The sequence below is a fragment of the Streptomyces parvulus genome (assembly GCF_014648855.1).
Classification (GTDB): domain Bacteria; phylum Actinomycetota; class Actinomycetes; order Streptomycetales; family Streptomycetaceae; genus Streptomyces; species Streptomyces parvulus.
Genome location: NZ_BMRX01000004.1, coordinates 144,142 through 161,389 on the forward strand (window position 1 = coordinate 144,142; position 17,248 = coordinate 161,389).

Consider the following 17,248-nt stretch of genomic DNA (forward strand, 5'->3'; position numbering starts at 1 on the left):
TCTGCTAGGAGCGCACCTTGGACACCCCGCCACTGCCCGCCCTCCTGGAGGAGAACCCGGTCGTCGCCAGCGTCAAGGACGCCGAGGGCCTGGAGGCCGTGCTGCGCTCCGACTGCCGCGTCGTCTTCCTGCTCTTCGGCACGGTCCTGGACCTGCCGGACATCGTGGCCCGCCTCAAGGAGGACGGCCGCACCGTGCTGGTCAACGTCGACCTGCTGGAGGGCTTCGCCGGCAAGGAGATCGTCGTCCGGTACGTGAAGGAGAAGACGGCGGCGGACGGGGTCCTCAGCTCCAAGGGGTTCATGGTGCGCGCCGCCCGCGAGCTGGGCCTCTACGCGGTGCACCGCTTCTTCCTCATCGACTCGATGTCGTACCGGAAGCTCGCTCCGCAGGTGCGGTCCTCGCAGGCGGACTGCGTGGAGATCCTGCCCGGCTGCATGCCGCGGGTGATCTCCTGGGTGGTGGCCGACATCGACGTGCCGCTCATCGCGGGCGGCCTGGTCTGCGACCGGGACGACGTGTTCGCCGCGCTCAAGGCGGGCGCCGCCGCCATTGCCTCGTCGAATACGGACGTCTGGGAGATGTGACGCGGTCGGCGGACCCTTGACACCCGCCCGAACGTCATCCTAGGTTTGCCCTGCGGCCATCTGATCATCCGATCGGCCGCCACAATCACATATCGGCTCCGGCCTCAGCGCCGGAGCAGTTACTAGAGACCAGAGAACAGTAACTCCTCGCCCGGCGAGAGTTGCTGTTCTTTTTTTGTTGCCCGCTTACGAACCACAATGAGGTGGACTGTGAACCGAGCGCGGAAATGGACGGGATTCCTGATCCTGTCGATGTCGTGCGGCATCATCTTCCAGGTCGCCTACATCCGCTTCGTCTTTCTCGGCCCCACCGCCGAGGCGCTGCACCTTTCGACGCAGGACTACGGCAACATCATCTCCGTGTTCGGCATCGTGGCGATCGTGATGTATTTCGCGGGAGGTTGGTTCGCCGACAAGTTCTCGCCGAAGGTCCTGGTCACACTGGGTCTGGCCGGGACCGGCGTCCTGGACCTGTACATCGCGCAGGCCCCCGGTTACACGGGGACGCTCGTCGCGCACGCCCTCATGGCCGTCATGGGCACCGGTCTCTACTGGCCGGCGCTGCTCAAGGCGATCGGAATGCTCGGCGACGCCTCGGAACAGGGCCGGCTCTTCGGTTTCCTGGAAGGCGCACGCGGTGTCACCTCCACGCTCGTGGGATTCGTCGGCACCGCGCTGGTGGCCACGGCCGTGACCCAGGCGGCCGGAGTCACCTGGCTCATCCGGCTCTACGGAATACTGGCCTTCGTCTTCGCCGCCCTCGTCTGGTTCTTCGTGGAGAGCGACAAGGAAAAACTGGCCGCGCTGGATTCCAGCACCGTCACGCTGAAGCAGTTGTGGCGGGCCGCCAGGAACAAATACACGTGGCTCATCGGGCTCACCGTGATGATGATGTACTGCTTCTACACGACGCTCGGCTATTTCTCGCCGCTCCTGGAGCCCCGCTACGGCATCGCGGCGGGTCTGATCGGCGTCATCGGCGTGGTCCGCACGTACGTGTTCCAGTTCGCCGCCGGCCCCGCGGGCGGTGTGGTCGTCGACAAGGTCACCCGGTCGACGCCCCGCTTCCTGCGCTGGATGTTCGTGGGGTGTGCCGTTGCCGCCGCGCTGTTCCTGGTGCTGCCGCGCAGCACGGCCTTCGGCTGGGTCGCCGTGGCCCTCATGTTCCTGCTGTGCCTGTTCGTCTTCGCGAGCCGGGGGGTGTACTTCGCCACCGTCGGCGAGGTGGAGATCCCGGCCAACGAGCGCGGCGGCGTACTGGGCCTGGTCTCCGGCATCGCGTTCCTGCCGGACGCCTTCCTGCCGTCGCTCGCCGCCTGGTGGATCGGCGACCCCTCGGCCAGCCCGGCGGTGCCGGAGCGCGGCGGCGGCTACACCACCATGTTCGTCTTCCTGCTGGCCGCGGCGCTGCTGGGCCTGCTGTTCACCACCCTCACCATCCGTATCCGCCGCAGGGAGCTGGCCGCGCGTGCGGCGGCTTCCGCGCCGGCCACCACCGAGCCCGCCCCCGCGCTCTGAGGAAGGTCATCACCATGGACATCACCGAGTTCGACCGGGACTTCTTCTCCCTCGACGGCCGCAGCGCCATCGTCACCGGCGGCAACACGGGCCTGGGCCGGGCGTTCTCCCTCGCCCTCGCCAAGGCGGGCGCCGACGTCTTCGTGCCCTCCGTCACCGAGGACGACGGCACCACCCGCAAGCTCATCGAGGCCGAGGGACGCCGCATGGAGTTCATGGCCGCGGACCTCACCGAACCGGGCGTGCCCCGGCGGATCGTCGAGGGCTGCGCGGAGGCCTTCGGGTCGGTGGACATCGTGGTGAACTCGGCGGGCATCTGCAACATCGCGGACGTCGAGGAGTTCGGCCGCGCGCAGTGGGACCCCATGGTCGACATCAACCTCACGGCTCCGTTCGAGCTGAGCCACGAAGCGGTCCGGTTCATGATTCCGCAGCGTTCCGGGAAGATCATCAACATCGCCTCGATGTTCTCCTTCCTGGGCGGCCAGTGGTCACCCGCCTACGCGGCCACCAAGCACGGCATCGTCGGCTTCACCAAGGCGTACTGCGACGAGCTGGCCCAGCACAACATCCAGGTCAACGCCATCGCGCCCGGCTACTTCGCCACGAAGATCACCGAGGCGACGCGGGCGGACCCGGAGACCAACCAGCGCGTCCTGGACCACATCCCGGCCGGCCGCTGGGGCGAGGTCGCGGACCTGATGGGCGCCACCGTCTTCCTCGCCTCCCGGGCGTCGGACTACGTCAACGGGCACGTCCTCCCGGTGGACGGGGGCTACCTGGTCCGCTGATCCCCCACGCCGCACCCTCCCCCACGCACCGCACACCAAGAGGTAGATCACCATGGCCCAGTCGCTCTCCAAGCTCACCCGCGAAGACATCGTCGCCCGCCTCACCGGCCTGCTCACCGCCGACCAGGTCGTCACCGACACCGAGGAGCTGAAGCTCGCGAGCGTCGACCGGTTCAAGAAGTACCAGTCGGTCCACGGCATCTTCGACGCCCCGCTCCCGGCCGCGATCGTCAACGCCCGTTCCACCGAGGACGTCTCGAAGGTCCTGGCCTTCGCCAACGACAACCGCATCAACGTGGTCGCGCGCACCGGCCGCACCGGCACCGAGGGCGGCCTCGAGACCGCGGTCGAGGACACCATCGTGCTGGACGGCTCCGGTCTGGACCGCATCCTCTCGGTCGACGCCGAGAACATGCAGGTGACCGTCGAGTGCGGGGTGCCGCTCCAGGTCCTCGAGGACAAGCTGCGCGAACAGGGGCTCACCACGGGCCACTCCCCGCAGTCCAAGCCGCTCGCGCAGTACGGCGGGCTCGTCTCGACCCGCTCCATCGGCCAGTTCTCCACGCTGTACGGCGCGATCGAGGACATGGTGGTCGGCCTGGAGGCGGTCTTCCCCGACGGCTCGGTCACCCGCATCAAGAACGTCCCGCGCCGCGCGGCCGGCCCGGACATCCGGCACGTCGTCATCGGCAACGAGGGCGCGCTCTGCTACATCACCGAGGTGACCGTCAAGGTCTTCAAGTACCAGCCGGAGAACAACGAGTTCCACGGCTTCCTCGTCGACGACATGGCCACCGGCGTCAAGGCGATCCGCGAGGTCGTCACGAACGGGTTCAAGCCGTCGGTCGTCCGGGTCTACTCGCCCGAGGACGCCCGCCAGCACTTCTCGCACTTCTACCGGGGCAAGGTCGTCGTCGTCTTCGTGGCGGAGGGACCCAAGGGCCTCGTGCGCGCCACCAGCGAGGAGATCGTGCGGGTGCTGGACCAGTACCCGCACGAGAAGGTCGACCCGGGGCTGATCGAGGACTGGTTCGACAACCTCAACTGGGGCGTCGACAAGATCGAGGCCGAGAAGCAGGTCATGCTCGCCAAGGCCGAACTCGGCTACACCACCGAGGTCTCCGTCGACTGGTCGCGGACCGTCGAGCTGTACGAGAACGTGATCCGCCGCATCCGCACCGAGTTCCCGGCCGCCGACGACCTGGTGATGCTGGGCGCCCACTCCTCGCACAGCTACCAGACGGGCACGAACCTGTACTTCGTCTACGACTACCGGATCGACTGCGAGCCGCGCGAGGAGATCGAGAAGTACCACATCCCGCTCAACGCGATCATCGTCGAGGAGGCGCTGAAGGTGGGCGGCTCCATGGTCCACCACCACGGCATCGGCAAGTACCGCGCCCCGTGGACCACGCAGGAGCACGGCAGCGCGTACCAGATCCTCGCCAAGCTCAAGGAGGCCTTCGACCCCAACGGGATCATGAACAAGGGCACCATCTTCCCGATGGACGCCTGAGCCAGACTCCCAGCCGGCCCCGGCCGCCGTCACGACGGCCGGGGTCCCGCTCCTTCCCCGACCCGCACGACCTCCCCGGAGTGGCCATGTCCAGCGCCCGTCCCCGCTACCTCATCGGCATCGACAACGGCTCGCAGTCGTCGAAGGTGACCGTCTTCGGCACCGACGGCCGGGTCGTCAGCGAGGGCCGCGCCGCGCTGCGCCCCTACGACACCCCGCGGCCCGGCGTCGTGGAGCACCCGGACGACGACCTGTGGACGTCGATCGGCGCCGCGAGCCGGGCCGCGCTCGCGGCGTTCGACGGGGACCCGGCGGACATCGTGGGGGTGGGCCTGTGCACGATCCGCTTCTGCCGGGCCGTGCTCAAGGCGGACGGCACGCTCGCCCAGCCCGTGATGAGCTGGATGGACGAGCGGGTGGGCCTGCCCTACCGGGAGACCGATCCCGAGGCCGCCCGCGTCACGACCAGCTCCGGGTACATCGGCCACCGGATGACGGGCGAGTTCCGCGACACGGCGGCCAACTACGCCGGAATGTGGCCGCTGGACCCGGACACATGGCAGTGGAGCGACGACGACGCCAAGATCGCGAAGCTCGGTCTGCGGCGCGAACTCCTCTTCGACCTCGTGCTGCCCGGCGACGTCCTCGGCGAGGTCACCGAGGAGGCGGCCCGGCACACCGGCATCCCCGCCGGTCTCCCCGTGGTCGCCACGGCCAACGACAAGGCGGTCGAGGCCCTGGGGTGCGGGCTGCGCTCCCCCGACACGCTCCTCGTCTCGCTGGGCACCTATGTGGCCGGCATGGCGACCGGCCCGCGCAACGTCGCGGATCCGCGGGACTTCTGGGTCAACTACGCGGCCGAGCCGCACGCCTACCTCTACGAGTCCGGCGGTGTGCGACGCGGCATGTGGACCGTGTCCTGGTACCGCGACCTGCTCGGCGAGGAGGCGTTCGCGCGGGCGCGCGCGGCCGGTCTCGACGTGGAGGACTACCTGGGCGCCGAGGCGGCGAAGGTGCCGCCGGGGTCGGAGGGGCTGATGACCGTCCTCGACTGGCTCGCGCCGGGCGAGGCGCCCTTCCGCAAGGGCACGATGCTGGGCTTCGACGGACGCCACGGCCGCTTCCACGTCTACCGGTCCATCCTGGAGGCCCTCGCGATGACCGTCCACGAGACGACGGAGCGCATGGCATGGGAACTGGGCACGTCCCACCGCGAGGTCGTCGTCTCGGGCGGCGGGTCGCGCTCCGACCTGATGATGCGGATCCAGGCCGACGTGCACGGTCTGCCGGCCCGCCGTGCGGCGGCGTCCAGCGCCGCGGGCCTGGGAGCCGCGATCTGCGCGGCGGTGGGGGTCGGCGTGTACGCGGACTTCGAGGAGGCCGCGGCCCGGATGGTCCGCGCCGGTGAGGTCTTCCATCCGGACCCGGACAACCACGCCCTCTACCGCCGCCTCGAAGCGGTCCACCGTGACGTCCGCGAGCGCACCGACGCGCTCTACCGCCGTACGTACGACCTCTTCGGCTGAGCCGTCAGCGGGCGCGGCCGATGCGGACGGGGCCGCGTGCCGTGGCCGGGTCGACGGGCCGGCCGCGCTGGGTCACGGTGACCTCGCCGGCCTCGGCCAGGCGACCGGCCGCCCGGCGGGCCGGCTCCATGAGGTCCCGCCAGCCGTCGTCGTCCCCCTCGTGCGCCGCGCGCGCCGCGTCCGAGGGGCAGATCGTCGCGTCCGGACGCTGGCGCTCCAGGAGTTCCAGGATGGCTCGCTCCAGGCGCCGGACCGTCCGCTCCTCCTGGTCCGCCACCCGGCCAGTATGGCGACCGGCGGCCCCTCGCGCCCGCCGGCGGGATCCGGCGACCCCGGCGAACGTATCCTCGCTCCGACTACGAGGACGAGGACGGTGCACGTGGCAGGCGGCACAGAGCAAGCGGGCCGGGCCCGGACGTCGCTGAGCGCGCTGGCCCGCGAGGCCGTGCGCGAGCGGATCGTGGACCGCCGGTACCCCATGGGGACGCGGCTGGTCGAACGGGAGGTCGCCGAGGAACTGCGGATGTCCCGGGTGCCGGTCCGCGAGGCGCTGCGCGCGCTGGTCGCCGAGGGGCTGCTGGAGCTGCTGCCGCACAGCGGCGTACGGGTGCGGCGGCTGGAGCGGGCCGACGTGCGGTACCTGTACGAGGTGTGGGAGCCCCTGGCCGTGCAGGCCTCGCGGCTCGCCGCCCGCCGGGTGGCGGCGGCGGACGGGCCGCCGCCGGAGCTGGAGGCGCTGCGCGCCGCACTGGCGCGGGCCGAGGAGGCCGCCGGGGCGGACGAGGGGGCGCTGGAGGTCGCGGCGCACACGGAGTTCCACGAGCGGATCGTCGCGCTCTGCGGCAACCCGCTGCTGGCCCGCACCATGGAGCAGCTCGGCTGGCAGTTGCAGCTCCTGTTCGGCATGCGCGCCGAGCCCGCGCACATGCGGGCCCAGCACGCCGACATCTTCCGGCACATCGCCGCGGGCGACGAGGAGCCCGCCGCCGCGAGCACCCTCCTGCACGTCCGGGACAGCCGTGCCGTGGCACTGCGATCACTCTTCGGCGACACCTCTTTGTATACCAAGTAACTTCACATGTGCAGCCCTGGTGCGGATGCGCAGGGAAAGAACCGCATACCCTTGCCCCGCGCCCGTCAGTTGGTATACAAACTGGCGGGCCGGGTAGATCTTCCCCTGCCTCGGCTCCCCCCTCCCCCACCAGGAGCCCAGCCATGTGCGTCGAGCCGTCCGAACCCCCGTCCGCCCGACTGACCCGCCGCGGCGTGCTCGCCGCCTCCGCCGCCCTGGCAGGCACCGCCGCCGCGCTCGGTTCCGCGGGGAGCGCGGCCGCGTCCGCCCCGGACCGGCGGCCGCGCGGCGGCGATCTGGTCGTCGAGGGCGGCACCCTCCTCGACCCCGCGACCGGCGACGTCACCGAGGACGCCGTCGTGGTGATCCGGGACGGCGTGGTGCGCGCGGCCGGAGCCCGCGGCAGGACGGCGGCCCCCGCGGGGGTGGAGCGACTGGACGCACACGGCCAGTGGGTCCTGCCCGGCCTGATCGACGCGCACATCCACCTCAACACCGCGGCCGAGGCGCGGGACGCCGTCCGCAAGGGCGCGACCAGCGCGCGCAGCGGCTCCACGAACTTCTACCAGGACATCGCCGTACGCGAACTGGCCCGCCGGGTGCCGGGCATGGCGCCCCGGCTGCGGGCGGCCGGCGTCTTCGTCACGCCCGACCTGGGCGACACCGTGCTCGCCGACCCGCAACTCGCCGCGCTGGCCGGGCTGAAGGACGGGGTGCGCTCCGCCGAGGCCCTGCGCCACGTCGTACGGGTCAACCTGGCGCGCGGTGCCGACGTGGTCAAGACGCGGGTCAACGAGCGGGCCGGGCTGCCCGACCAGGACCCGCTGGCGCAGGTCTACTCGCACGCCCAGCTCAGCGAGGTGGTGGCGGCGGCGCGGCGCGGCGGCAAGGGCGTGCTCTGCCACAGCTACAGCGAGCGGGGCTGCCACGACGCGGTGACCGCCGGCATCCGCTCCCTGGAGCACGGGGTGTTCGTCGGCGAGCGCACCCTGCACGAGATGCGGCGCCGCGACACGTACTTCACGCCCACCCTCACCGCGATCGCGGGTCTGGCCGAGTCCTCCGACCCGGTGCTCGCCGAGCGCGGCCGCGCCTACCTGCCGGTCCTGCGGCAGGCGGTGCTGGCGGCCCACGAGCTGGGGGTGCCGCTGGCCGCGGGCACCGACTCCTCCGGCGGCACGGTCGACCCGATCGGCCGCGAGGTGGAACTGATGCGCTCCGCCGGTCTCACGGCCCTGGACGCCCTCCGCACGGCGACGACGCAGGCGGCGCGGCTGCTCGGCCTCCACGGCGTCGCGGGCCGTCCCACGCCCGGCCACGCGGGCGACCTGGTCCTGGTGCCCGGCGACCCGCTGGCCGACCTGTCGCTCCTCAAGAAGCCGTCCCGGGTGGTGCGTTCGGGCATCCCCGTCTGAGCGCCGCCCGTCCCCCTCTCCGGTCTCACCTCCCCCACCCGAAGGAGAACGGTATGACTCCCCCGCCCCTGTCCCGGCGCAACGTCCTCGCCGGCGCCGCCTCGCTCGGCGGTGCCGCGGCGTTCGCCGCCACGACGGCACACGCCTCGTCCGGCCCGGCGTCCCGGGGCCGTGGCGCCGTCGTGTTCCGCGACGTGCGCGTGCCGGGGCGGTCCGGCACGGTCGACCTGACCGTCCGCGACGGCCGGATGACGGACGGGCCCGCCCAGAGGGGCGCCGAGGTGGTCGACGGCGGCGGGAGGCTCGTGCTGCCCGCGCTCGTCGACGCGCACATCCATCCCGACAAGACCAGTTGGGGCGGTGCCTGGGTGTCGCGCGAACCGGCGAGCGGCATCGCCGAGTACTGCGAGCAGGACGTCGAGCTGTACCGCTCCCAGCGCCGGCCCGTCGGCGAGCGGGCGTACGGCCTGATGGCGCACGCGGTGACCCGCGGCACCCGGGCCATGCGCGCCCACGCGGACGTGGCCCCCGCCTACGGCCTCGCCGGGGTGGAGGGTGTCGCCGAGGCGCGGGAGCGCCTGAAGGGCGCGCTGGACGTGCAGATCGTGGCCTTCCCCCAGCACGGTGTGGTCCGCACGCCCGGCACGGCCGAACTCCTGGCCACGGCGGCCCGCGAGGGGCTGGTCGACCTGATCGGCGGCATCGACCCGATCAGCTTCGACCAGGCGCCCGAGGAGCAGCTCGACCTGGTCTTCGACCTCGCCGACCGGCACGGCGTCGGTGTGGACATCCACCTGCACGACCGGGACGAGAAGGGGACGCGGGTCCTGCGCGGCATCATCGACCGCACCCGTTCCCTGTCCCTGCGGGGCCGGGTGACGGTCAGCCACGTCTTCTGCCTCCCGTTCCTCGCCGAGCGCGAACTGCACGCCACGGCGCGGGACCTGGCGGACCTGGACATCGCCCTGACGACGGTCGCGCCGAACGAGTCCCTGGTGCTGCCCGTGGCGACGCTGCGCGAGTACGGCGTCCGGGTCGGGCTCGGCTCGGACGGAGTGCGCGACTCCTGGAGCCCGTTCGGCAACGCGGACATGCTGCACCGCGCCCACATCCTGGGCTGGGTCACGGACGTACGCCTCGACGACGAGCTGTCCGCCTGCTACGACGTCGGCGCGCACGGCGGTGCGGACGTGATGGGCCTGCCGCGGGCCGACCTGCGGCCGGGGGCACCCGCCGACTTCGTGCTCGTGCGCGGCGAGTGCCTGCCGCAGGTCCTGGTCGACATGCCCCGGCGGGACCTGGTCGTGCACGGCGGGCGGGTGGTGGCCCGGGACGGCGAACTGGTCTGAGAGGCACCCGCGGCGCGGGGTGTGGGGAGGGTCACGCAGGACAAGAGCGGTCCAAGTTGTGTGGGTCACAGCGCAAATGCCCTTTTTGACTCCATGCTCGAAGAAGATGCCGGCGCCCGAAGTGACGCGCGCCGGCATGGACTTGGACGTGGGGTGCTGGAGTGAGCCATGCCACAGCACTCGGGTCTTTCCCTCTCTTGTTCACCGGAGAAAGGTGCGAACCGTGGCCGCATACCTGTGCCCGCCCGCCGTCATACACGGCGAGCACGCCGTCAAGACCAGCCAGATCGTGGAGGAGGTCCGCGAGCGGCACCCGCACGCGGCGTGGGCCCCGCGGATCGACTCCATCGCGGCGAGCACCGGCATCGAGAGCCGCGGCTGGATGCTGCCCCTGGAGACCGCCGTCGCACCCGGCGCCTCGGGCGCCCTGGCGGCGACCGGTGCCGGACCCGCCCGGGCGGCGCTGGCCCGTGACGGGTTCACCGAGCAGGACGTGGACCGCGTGATCGCCGCCCTGGACGCCGTGCCCGCACCGCAGACCGTGCAGGAGCGCACCGCGCCGGCCTGGGAGGCCGTGCAGGCCTACGGGGAGCGGGCCGCCCGCGGCGCCCTCCAGATCGCCGGGCTGGACGTCTCGGACGTCGACTGCCTGATCACCAGCAACTCCACGACCCCCGCCCTGCCGGGCCTGGACGTCGCCCTCGCCAACCGGCTCCCCCTGCGCTCCGACGCGATGCTGCTGCCGGCCTCGCAGTGGGCCTGCGTGGCCGGGACCCGCTCCCTGGCCCTCGCGGCCGACCTCGTGGCGGCCGACCCCGACCGGGTGGTGCTGGTCGTGATCTCCGAGGCCCTGAGCACGACGTACCAGCCCGCGGACGACACCCTGGAGTCCCTGATCGTCCGGCTGCTTTTCGCCGACACCGCGGTCGCCGCGGTGGTCACCGGCCGCCCGCGGCCCCAGTCGGTGCTGCGGCTGGACGCCTCCTGGAACCACACCCTGCCGGACACCCAGGACCTGCACCGCCTGGAGACGCGGGCGGACGGCACCCACTTCGTGATGGACCGGCGCGGCCCGCGCGCCGTGCAGAACACGGTCACCGCCATGTGGGAGTGGCTGGACGAGCGCTACCGGGACGACCCGCACTCCTGGCACCCCGACGTCCTGCTCGCGCACCCCGGCGGGACGCGGGTGCTGGAGTACATGGAGCAGACCATGCCCGAGGAGTGGCCGTCGGGGCTGCTGGACCACAGCCGGGACAGCTACACGAGCGGCAACCGCGGCGGCGCCGCCGTGTTCGACATCCTGCGCCGGGCGCACGACGCCGGGCAGGCGCCGGGCAGCCGCGCCGTGCTGTACGCGGCTGCGCCCGGCCTCACGGCGACCGCCCTCGAAGGGCAGTGGCTGTAGCACCCGCGGGCCCTCACCTCGCCACCTCGGCCCAGACCACCTTGCCGTCGTCGGTCCACCGCACCCCCCACCGCGCGGTGAGCCGGTGCACGACGTGCAGGCCCCGGCCCCCGTCGTCGAGCGGGTGGCCGCGGCCGAGGCGGGGCCGGCCGTTGCCGGTGTCGCCCACCTCGCACAGCAGCCCGTGGCCGGCCCTGATCAGCCGTACCGTGACGGGGCCGCCGGCGAACCGGACCGCGTTGGTGACCAGCTCGCTGACCAGGAGCAGCACCCGGTCCCGGGTGTCGTCCCTGACGCGCCACTCCCGCAGCAGCGCGGAGACCAGGGTGCGGGCCCGGGTCGCCGCGTCGTCGCGGGCGGGCAGCCGCCAGGTGGCGGTGTCCCCCTTGCGGTAGCCGATCATGCGGGCCAGCAGCAGGGTCACGTCGTCGCGCCCGCGCGGTGGCGACAGGCCGGAGACCACCCACCTCGCGGCCTCCTCCAGGGCGTCCCAGGGGTGCACCGTGGACACGACGTCCGCCAGTCTGCCGATGCCCTCGTCGATCGGCACGGCCGGGTCCTCCACCAGCCCGTCGGTGTAGAGGGCGAGCATGGTTCCCGGGGGCGCGGCGAACGTGTGCACCCCGAAGGGCTCGCGCAGGGCGAACTCCGCGCCGAGTCCGGGATGCGGCCGGACCGCGAGCGGGGCGGCCCGTCCGTCGGGGAGCACCAGGATCGGCGGGAGGTGGCCCGCGCTGGAGAAGGCCACGCGATGGCTGACGGGGTCGTACACGGCGATGCAGCAGGTCGACCCGAGGGCGCTGTATCCGGCGGTCAGGCCCGTCTCGGCGTCGTCCAGCATTGTCACGGTCTTGTCCAGGTGCTCCAGCACCTCGTCCGGCGCGAGACCGGCGGAGAGCAGCGCGCGGGCCTCCATGCTCAGCTGGCCCATGGTCGCGGCGGCGCCCAGGCCGTGGCCGACGACGTCCCCGACGACGAGGGCGGTGCGGCCGTCGGGCAGCGGGAAGCTGTTGACCCAGTCGCCGCCGACGCCCGCGCTGTCCGGGGTGGCGGGCTGGTAGACGCTGGCGGTCTCGACCGTGTCGCCGCCGGTGCGCGGCAGCAGCCGGCGCTGGAGGGCCAGCACCTGGGTGTGCTCGCGCTGGTGCTGGCGGGCCAGGTCGACGTGGTGGGAGGTCCGGGCCACCAGTTCCTGGAGGTCGAGCAGCTCGCTGTCGTTGAAGGGGCGGTCGGACCGCCGCCACACCTCAGCGACCCCCAGGACGACGGGCGGCGAGCCGTCGAGGACGAGCGGGATGCAGGCGACCCCGGCCGACCGGTCGCTCGGGACCAGGGCGCGCATCAGCTTGGCGCTGCCGAGGAGCCGCTCGACGGACTTCCGGTCGGGGATGACGACGGCCCGCGCGGCGTCGCCCCGCCGGATGGTCCGCGAGAGCAGATGACTCGCTTCCTTGGGCAGGTCGTCACCCGGAGTGACATACCCTTCGGGCCAGACGCGGTCCGGCACCAGGGCCGCCCGCCGCAGCCGGATGCGGCCCTGCCCGTGCTCGGTGACGCCCTCGCCGGTCCATACGGCGAAGTCCAGGTCGATGGCGGCCACGTCCCCCCAGGCCAGCAGCGACTCCGCGAGCGACTGCGCGGTCTCCCCGACGTCCAGCGAGGTGCCGATCGCGGTCTCGGCGGCGTACAGGTGCAGCCTCCTGGCCATGGCGATCAGGGAGACCGTCAGGCCCTCCTGCGGCGCGGCGGCGGACAGGATGCTCATCGAGACGACCAGCTCCGAGCCGTCGGCGCGGCGCAGCCGCTGGACCCGGGCGACATGCGCCTCACCGGTCTCCAGGACCTGGCGCAGCCGCCGGGTGACCGTCGGTACGTCCCAGGGCGGCAGCAGGTCGACGAAGGGGGTGCCGGGGACGATCTCCAGTCCCGCGAACACGGGCGCGTCGAGGTTGCTGCGCGTGACGCGCAGTTCCTGGTCCAGGTTGACCGCGCCGAGTATCTGCTCCTGGCGGCCGGCGGGCGGGCCGGGGTGGACCCGTACTCGGGCGGTGTCCCCGTCCGTCGCCGCGGACCGGGCGGCGCTCGCCTGGCCGTGCGGGATGTACTTGCCCAGCGCGCTGCTGACCAGGTCGAAAGGCGACGAGGACGAAGAGGACGAAGGAGAGGGTGTGTCCATACGGCTCTCTCAGCTCGCTCCGGCCCCGGCACACCGCCGGACCGTAACCGGACCCGTGCGGCAGGTCCCCGAGATCCCGGCCGCACATCTCATTCAATAACACCCCGGGCGGCTTCGCCCACGCCGGCGTCGCGGGGCCGGTCTGAGCGCAGCCGCCCGGGCCTCCTCCAGAGAGCCCGGACAGGCATGCTCGAACACGAGTAAATGCACACACAACCACATCTGCCGGGGGTGGCTACTCGGGCGGGTTGAGCCTGCGGAAGTAGGTCCAGCTGGTCTCGTTGGGCTCGCTCCACCGCTCCGGGGCGTGGGCGAACTCGGGGTGGTGGCCGGCGATGTAGGCGCGGGTGCGCTCCGGCACCTCCGTGTACGCGCCGAGCTTGCGTCCCCGGCAGTGGAAGGTGAGGCCGCCGGGGCGCTGTCCGCGGGCCATCCAGGGGAGCCACGGGGACATCCGCGACCACGACATGGTCGCCGGCACGCTCGGTGCGGGGCCCGCGAGGTCGGTGCGGTCGGCGAAGAACTGGAACAGCTCCAGCGCCTTGTAGGTGTCGCCGGCCGAGTGGAGCGGGTACTGCGCGACCGGCAGCGGTGAAGGGTAGGCGAGCGGGATCTCCAGGCTGAAGCAGACCTGTCCGCCCAGCTCGGTCGTCGGGACGGGGAACGGGCGCCACTTCTGGTTCGCCGGGTCGTTCCAGACGTGCACCACCGGCCGGTCCTGCCAGGTCTCCAGGATCTCGCGGGTGACGGGGTCGAGGTAGAACGCGGCCTCCCGGGTGAGCAGCCGGTAGGCGTCGGGGCCGGCGTCGGCGTCCTGGACGAGGCGGCCGACGTTGACTCCCTCGAATCCGAAGACCCGCTCGTAGGGCTCGTCGGGACCCCAGGCGTAGACGTCGCCGGTCCACCAGTACGTGACCTCCGCACCGTCCAGCGAGGCACGGGTGCGGGCGAGGGCTCGGAGCTGTTCCACGGGTGTCGTCATGGGAGACACTCTGCGCGATCATCGGTACGGGCCGGCGGGAAATGGGCGGGGGCGGCCCGGAATTGGCCCAAAGATTGCGTGGAGCCCCGCCGGGTCGCCGGAGCGCCCCCTAGGGCCTGTCTGACAATTCCCGTCTGCCTCGCGACGCCATGCACGCACTCTCGCCGCACCGGGCGCAGAGCCAAGTACAACCGGTACGAGGCTCTACGCCCGGCACGGCGAGAGCACGCACCTGACGACGCAAGGCCGCCCTCCGGGCGACGACGGGAATTGTCAGACAGGCCCTAGGAGGACGGAGGTGCGGTCACGGCGCGAGGGCGAGTTCGCGCTCGCCGAGCGGGGCGAAGAAGCGCTCGACGTCCGCGTCGGCGACCTCGGCGAGGGTGGCCGGCGACCAGCGCGGATCGCGGTCCTTGTCGATGATCTGGGCGCGGACGCCCTCCACCAGGTCGGGTGCGGTCAGCGCGGCGCAGGAGACGCGGTACTCCTGGTCCAGGACCCGTTCCAGGGAGTCCAGCCGCCGGGCGCGGCGCAGGGCGGCCAGGGTGACCTTGAGGGAGGTCGGCGACCTGGTGAGCAGGGTCTCCGCGGCTTCCTTGGCGGCCGCATCGCCGTGGTCGTACAGCCGCCGTACGGCCTCCTCGACGTCGTCCGTGGCGTAGCAGGCGTCGATCCATGCGCGGTGCGCGGCCAGGGTGCCCGGCGGGGGCGTCTGGGTGTGCCGGGCCACCGCTTCGCCGACGGGCCGTGCGGACAGGTCGTCGAGAAGGGCCGGCAGCGCGGCGGAGGGCACGTGGTGGTCGGCGAGCCCGCACAGCAGGGCGTCGGCGGCGCCGATCTGCGCGCCGGTGAGGGCGAGGTGGGTGCCGGTCTCGCCGGGGGCGTGGGCGAGCAGGTGGGTGCCGCCGACGTCGGGCACGAAGCCGATGCCGGTCTCCGGCATGGCGATCCTGGACCGCTCGGTGACGACGCGGACGCCGCCGTGCGCGGAGACGCCGACGCCGCCGCCCATGACGATGCCGTCCATGACGGCGACGTAGGGCTTGGGGTAGCGGGCGATGCGGGCGTTGAGGCGGTACTCGTCGCGCCAGAAGGCGGCCGAGGCGGTGCCGTCGCCGTCCCGGGCGTCGTCGTGGATCGCCCGGATGTCACCGCCGGCGCACAGGCCGCGCTCCCCCGCGCCGGTGAGGACGACCACCTCGACCGCGGGATCGTGCTCCCAGCGCGTGAGCGCCTCGTCGATGCGCAGCACCATCTCGTGGGTGAGGGCGTTCAGGGCCCTGGGACGGTTGAGGGTGATGTGGGCCGCCCGGCCGGCGGTGCGCAGCAGGACGGGTGCCTCGGTGCCGTTCATCTCGACACCGTACTCGGCGGGGCCCACACCCGGTCCCGGCGGGTCCGGCACGTGGTGCGGGGCCCCGCCGCGGGCGGAGCCCCTGGTCGTCGCCGAGCCCCTGTGGGCCGGTGTCACCGCCGGCCGGCGAACCAGTCCTTCTGCGGTCCCTTCGCGGCGAGGGTGCCGCAGTTGGAGCCGTAGTTCCAGGCCTGCAGGTTGCCTATGACGCCGCCCCACTCCACGCAGGCGCCGCGCGCGAACGCGTACACCGGTCCCGCGTAGGAGCGGTAGTCGTCCGCGTCGTACATCTCCTCTCCGGAGTCCACGTTGCGCACGTAGGCCACCATGTAGGTCGGTGTGCCGGTGGTGTTGCGGATGGTCACCGTGCAGTTCTTGCCGGTCGACGAGTTGTAGGTGAGGTAGACCGTGCCGGTCGTCCCGATCGGCATGGAGTTCACCACCTTGTAGCCGGAGCCGCAGACCCCGTTGTACGCGGCGCTCGCCCCGTTGGTGGCCGCGCCGGCGGCGGGGGCCGTCGCCAGCAGCCCCGCCCCGATGGCCCCGACGGCGATCAACGACGCTCCCACGGCTTGCATGGAACGCTTCATGGCACCTCTATCCGTATGCGGACTGGCCTCCCCATGGTGTTGCTGAAGCCACCCGTTGAGACCTTTGCGCCTGTTCGGTGGTTGTACGCCGTTGACATCTGTTTACGGCCATTCGCGAAGAAGATCGCCCGGTCGGGCCGGTACGGACGCGGGTGCCCGGTCCGCCTCGGGGGCTACTTCCCGTGCGGGTCGGTGTCGTTGAGTGCCGCGACGACCTGGTCGTAGTCGCCGCGGGCCTCGCCGTAGCGGAGGAACTTCACGCGTTCCACCTGGATCTCCTTGGCGTCGGGCCGGGACTCGATCAGACCGACGGCCTCGGTGACGAACTCGTCGAGCGGCATGGCGTGCTCGTTGTCCTCCTGGCCGGGCAGCAGCGCGGTGCGGACGGAAGGCGGCACGAGTTCCACGACCTTCACCGAGGTGTCGGCGAGCTGGAGCCGGACGGACTCGCTGAGCATGTGGATCGCGGCCTTCGACGCGTTGTAGCTGGGTGTGGCCTTCAGGGGGGTGAACGCCAGACCGGAGGAGACGGTCATGATCGTGGCGTCCGGGCGGGTCCGCAGGTGTTCGACGAAGGCGGCGACGAGGCGGATCGGGCCGAGGACGTTGGTCGTCACCGTGGCCTCGGCGGTGGCGAGGAACGTGGCGGGATCGTGCCAGTCCTCGGTGCGCATGATGCCGGCCATGGTGACCAGGACGTTGAGGTCGGGGTGGTCGGCCAGCACCTGCGCGGCGGCGGCCGCGATGCTCCCGGCGTCGCCGGTGTCGATCCGTACCGTGTCGATGCCGGGGTGCTCGGCGGCGATCCGCGCGAGCAGTTCGGCGCGCCGTCCGCCGACGATGACCTTGTTGCCGCGGGCGTGCAGTTCGAGGGCGAGGGCGAGGCCGATTCCGCTGGTGGAGCCGGGGATGAAGACGGTGTTTCGGGAGATGTCCATGGCTCGATCGTGTCCGGTGCGCCGGC

The 17,248-nt window shown here is 72.2% G+C and carries 15 protein-coding genes; 9 read left to right on the forward strand and 6 right to left on the reverse strand.

Annotated elements, in window-relative coordinates:
* Positions 1-17: 17 nt before the first annotated feature.
* The 5 genes from IE108_RS08530 (at position 18) to IE108_RS08550 (ending at position 5,938) form a co-directional block, all read left to right on the forward strand.
* Positions 18-587, forward strand: a complete 570-nt coding sequence (locus IE108_RS08530; RefSeq protein ID WP_226484567.1) for a glycerol-3-phosphate responsive antiterminator — start codon at positions 18-20, stop codon at positions 585-587.
* 210 nt (positions 588-797) lie between these two features.
* On the forward strand, positions 798-2,105 hold the full coding sequence (locus IE108_RS08535; RefSeq protein WP_159394649.1) for an MFS transporter: 1,308 nt from the start codon (positions 798-800) through the stop codon (positions 2,103-2,105).
* 14 nt (positions 2,106-2,119) lie between these two features.
* Positions 2,120-2,896, forward strand: a complete 777-nt coding sequence (locus IE108_RS08540) for an SDR family NAD(P)-dependent oxidoreductase (RefSeq protein WP_064731459.1) — start codon at positions 2,120-2,122, stop codon at positions 2,894-2,896.
* 52 nt (positions 2,897-2,948) lie between these two features.
* On the forward strand, positions 2,949-4,412 hold the full coding sequence (locus IE108_RS08545) for an FAD-binding oxidoreductase (protein WP_064731458.1): 1,464 nt from the start codon (positions 2,949-2,951) through the stop codon (positions 4,410-4,412).
* 86 nt (positions 4,413-4,498) lie between these two features.
* Positions 4,499-5,938: an FGGY-family carbohydrate kinase gene (locus IE108_RS08550; protein ID WP_064731457.1), complete on the forward strand. Its 1,440-nt coding sequence runs from the start codon at positions 4,499-4,501 to the stop codon at positions 5,936-5,938.
* A 4-nt stretch (positions 5,939-5,942) separates the two neighbouring features.
* On the opposite strand, the gene IE108_RS08555 is transcribed toward IE108_RS08550, so the two are convergent.
* Entirely contained in the window at positions 5,943-6,215 is a 273-nt protein-coding gene (locus IE108_RS08555; protein WP_064731456.1) for a DUF3253 domain-containing protein, read from the reverse strand.
* A gap of 9 nt (positions 6,216-6,224) precedes the next feature.
* Here IE108_RS08555 and IE108_RS08560 point away from each other — a divergent pair, with 9 nt between their 5' ends.
* The 4 genes from IE108_RS08560 (at position 6,225) to IE108_RS08575 (ending at position 11,182) form a co-directional block, all read left to right on the forward strand.
* Positions 6,225-7,010 (forward strand): GntR family transcriptional regulator, encoded by a 786-nt coding sequence (locus tag IE108_RS08560; protein WP_079163775.1) that lies wholly within the window; start codon positions 6,225-6,227, stop codon positions 7,008-7,010.
* 143 nt (positions 7,011-7,153) lie between these two features.
* Complete coding sequence (locus IE108_RS08565) at positions 7,154-8,425, forward strand: amidohydrolase family protein (RefSeq protein WP_064731454.1); 1,272 nt, start codon at positions 7,154-7,156, stop codon at positions 8,423-8,425.
* 53 nt (positions 8,426-8,478) lie between these two features.
* Positions 8,479-9,774 (forward strand): amidohydrolase family protein, encoded by a 1,296-nt coding sequence (locus IE108_RS08570; protein ID WP_064731453.1) that lies wholly within the window; start codon positions 8,479-8,481, stop codon positions 9,772-9,774.
* A 223-nt stretch (positions 9,775-9,997) separates the two neighbouring features.
* Positions 9,998-11,182 (forward strand): beta-ketoacyl-[acyl-carrier-protein] synthase family protein, encoded by a 1,185-nt coding sequence (locus IE108_RS08575; protein WP_064731452.1) that lies wholly within the window; start codon positions 9,998-10,000, stop codon positions 11,180-11,182.
* A gap of 13 nt (positions 11,183-11,195) precedes the next feature.
* Here the strand turns inward: IE108_RS08575 and IE108_RS08580 are convergent, their stop codons facing one another.
* The 5 genes from IE108_RS08580 to IE108_RS08600 all read right to left on the reverse strand — a co-directional run bounded on the left by IE108_RS08580 (position 11,196) and on the right by IE108_RS08600 (position 17,222).
* Entirely contained in the window at positions 11,196-13,358 is a 2,163-nt protein-coding gene (locus tag IE108_RS08580) for an ATP-binding SpoIIE family protein phosphatase (protein ID WP_064731451.1), read from the reverse strand.
* Positions 13,359-13,593: 235 nt separating this feature from the next.
* Positions 13,594-14,340 carry a DUF1838 family protein gene (locus tag IE108_RS08585; RefSeq protein ID WP_064731450.1) on the reverse strand — a complete coding sequence of 249 codons (747 nt, stop codon included), beginning with the start codon at positions 14,338-14,340 and terminating at the stop codon, positions 13,594-13,596.
* 304 nt (positions 14,341-14,644) lie between these two features.
* On the reverse strand, positions 14,645-15,694 hold the full coding sequence (locus IE108_RS08590; RefSeq protein WP_064732104.1) for an enoyl-CoA hydratase/isomerase family protein: 1,050 nt from the start codon (positions 15,692-15,694) through the stop codon (positions 14,645-14,647).
* A 113-nt stretch (positions 15,695-15,807) separates the two neighbouring features.
* Positions 15,808-16,272, reverse strand: a complete 465-nt coding sequence (locus IE108_RS08595; protein WP_064732103.1) for a hypothetical protein — start codon at positions 16,270-16,272, stop codon at positions 15,808-15,810.
* 185 nt (positions 16,273-16,457) lie between these two features.
* Positions 16,458-17,222: an SDR family oxidoreductase gene (locus IE108_RS08600; RefSeq protein ID WP_064731449.1), complete on the reverse strand. Its 765-nt coding sequence runs from the start codon at positions 17,220-17,222 to the stop codon at positions 16,458-16,460.
* Positions 17,223-17,248: the final 26 nt, after the last annotated feature.

Bases quoted from the DNA above. Each gene is read 5' to 3' on its own strand.
- IE108_RS08590 (WP_064732104.1), bottom strand. From the start codon at position 15,694: ATGAACGGCACCGAGGCACCCGTCCTGCTGCGCACCGCCGGCCGGGCG.
- IE108_RS08545 (WP_064731458.1), top strand. From the start codon at position 2,949: ATGGCCCAGTCGCTCTCCAAGCTCACCCGCGAAGACATCGTCGCCCGC.
- IE108_RS08540 (WP_064731459.1), top strand. From the start codon at position 2,120: ATGGACATCACCGAGTTCGACCGGGACTTCTTCTCCCTCGACGGCCGC.
- IE108_RS08580 (WP_064731451.1), bottom strand. From the start codon at position 13,358: ATGGACACACCCTCTCCTTCGTCCTCTTCGTCCTCGTCGCCTTTCGAC.
- IE108_RS08570 (WP_064731453.1), top strand. From the start codon at position 8,479: ATGACTCCCCCGCCCCTGTCCCGGCGCAACGTCCTCGCCGGCGCCGCC.
- IE108_RS08550 (WP_064731457.1), top strand. From the start codon at position 4,499: ATGTCCAGCGCCCGTCCCCGCTACCTCATCGGCATCGACAACGGCTCG.
- IE108_RS08565 (WP_064731454.1), top strand. From the start codon at position 7,154: ATGTGCGTCGAGCCGTCCGAACCCCCGTCCGCCCGACTGACCCGCCGC.
- IE108_RS08595 (WP_064732103.1), bottom strand. From the start codon at position 16,272: ATGCAAGCCGTGGGAGCGTCGTTGATCGCCGTCGGGGCCATCGGGGCG.
- IE108_RS08600 (WP_064731449.1), bottom strand. From the start codon at position 17,222: ATGGACATCTCCCGAAACACCGTCTTCATCCCCGGCTCCACCAGCGGA.
- IE108_RS08585 (WP_064731450.1), bottom strand. From the start codon at position 14,340: ATGACGACACCCGTGGAACAGCTCCGAGCCCTCGCCCGCACCCGTGCC.
- IE108_RS08560 (WP_079163775.1), top strand. From the start codon at position 6,225: ATGGCGACCGGCGGCCCCTCGCGCCCGCCGGCGGGATCCGGCGACCCC.